Origin of the sequence: Virgibacillus sp. DJP39 (assembly GCF_049310925.1) — a bacterium.
GTDB lineage: Bacteria > Bacillota > Bacilli > Bacillales > Amphibacillaceae > Virgibacillus_F.
The window spans coordinates 1-2,120 of sequence record NZ_JBMERP010000159.1; the positions used below are offsets into that span (position 1 = coordinate 1).

Below are 2,120 nucleotides of genomic sequence, written 5' to 3' on the forward strand. Positions count from 1 at the left end.
CCCAAGTTTCGGCATAGGTGCCTAGAAATCCCTTCATACTGGGATTTCTTCTTTTTATTTGGTCACTACAACCTTTTTCCGACAATTTCGCGTTTTCTTTTCAATGGATCTTTTACGTTTAACAACTTGTATATCTCATGATGACTTTTTTCTGTTGTTCCCGAAACCCGAATATGATGAATCTGGTCATTCTCATCGGTTACGATTACAGTAGACCGCTGATGTGTGGAAAGTTGGTCTTTGATGGTAGACCACTTTCGATGATCGTCCTTTTCCTGTAATTGGTATTCAATACTTATTAATAGATGGTACGCCAATACAGAGATGAATAAGTGTCCTTTCGTCCGTTCCGCTAATTGGTGGTAGACAGGCCTTACACCTAAACTTGTTTTTAGTGATTCAAACGTCGCCTCTATTTGGGTTAATGTCGTATATAATCGCCATACTTCCTCGGCTGGCAACGCTTCTTCACTTGTTTCAATGACATAACAGCCTGTTAATACAGAGCGTTCTTTGCGTGTTGTTTTTTTCTCAAAGGTAACGTCCTTTACTTTTTCCTCTTTTTCATCTAATTCTAAATGAATTTCATAATATCTAGCTATAGAAGCGTAGCGCTCTCTAAGCCTTCCAACGCGTTCGCCTACTTTCCCAGCCAACTGGACATTCCCTTTTCCAACTGATGTTTTTAATCGATTTAAATCGTGTAGAAACCGAGTTTCTTTTAGACTATCTATGGCGATTTCTTTCTTTTCACGACCTTCACTTAGACAGAGAACACGACTTCCTTTTTCAATGGGAAGCTTTTTCACAAATACCGAGTCAGACACCGTTATTTCAGTTGAAAGACGTTGCTTCTTTTCTTTCCTAGGTGAAATTCGCTCAAACGTTTCCCGCGCATTTTTAAAGTCATTTATGTATTCCTTTTCCACTGCCCTTCGTTCAATCACGATATAGGGAAATTCCATTTCCTTTATCAATATAAGATTATCCTTTGTGGCAATGCCTCGATCCATCACAATCATGGGCTGTTCATCTAATGTTTCAAGAGACGCATCAGTCTGTAATTGCTCCAATATATCTCCAAGTGTTTCTGGTTCTGATTGATTTCCACCATAGATTTGACTGAAAATGGGAAACCCTGCATCATCTACCACAAGCGCCAGTGTAACAAGTGGACAGTCAGAGCGTTTTTCTTTTGACTTTCCACGATGTGCTAATTCATTTTTTTGCGCACTACCTTCGAAATACGTATTGGTCAAATCATAAAGAAACACCTGATTTGAGCGCGGAAACAGCGCCATTTCCTTGTCACGAAGCCCACGTTCAATTTCCTTTTTATTGGCCAGCAATTGATCCGCAATTTCGTATACTCCATCTTTTCCAATTTCGGAAAGATTGACAGGAAGTAGCTCGGTTAGTGCGGTACGTTCCTTTAACCAGCGCCATAATGCCAAGTCACTTGAAGGTGCAACCAAACGCCCAACAACTACTGCTTCAGCAAGTGCTTGTTGGGCAGGTGTAAAACCGCAGGTTTTCAATAACTGATTGAATTCCAAGCGTTCCCACATGGTATGACCAATCAATTCGGGCCCAAGCGAACGTGACTCTGCCGTAGCGATCGAGTCTAAATCAACCGATACAAAGGAGCCCGTTTCTTGACGGTCTTCTTTTGCATGCGTCTTTTTTTGCCTGAATGAAAAATTGCCCATGGCTTGTTCAGTTGCTTTGGCTATTTCCTGTTCATCCTCAAACAGCGTTGTTTGACCAGCTAAACGGCCTTCCAATGCGGCAGCTAACTTTTTCCACTCAGATTTTGGAAGGGTAAGTGTTCCTAGTTGCATCACAACCCGTTGCCTTGGTCCTTCTTCTGCTCGATAGGATTCGACCAATACATGTTTTTTATATTTTGTTTTCGTTACTTTATTTTGGGTAATCGTTTCTCTTATAAACATAGTTTTATTATAACGCATGGAAAAAGGAGAATCAATTAATTTAAATATTAACTTTATTTTAGGTCACTACATTTGCATTTTCAATAACAGAATGCTGATTTACCAACGTTTTACCACATAAAAAAGCAGTTTTTGATACGTTTTTATCAAAAACTGCCGAAAGTTGGG

1 protein-coding gene is annotated in these 2,120 nt (G+C 39.9%); it reads right to left on the reverse strand.

The features are described 5' to 3' along the window. Positions 1 to 65 precede the first annotated feature (65 nt). On the reverse strand, positions 66 to 1,970 hold the full coding sequence (locus ACOI1D_RS21390) for an IS1634 family transposase (protein WP_422504216.1): 1,905 nt from the start codon (positions 1,968 to 1,970) through the stop codon (positions 66 to 68). Positions 1,971 to 2,120: the final 150 nt, after the last annotated feature.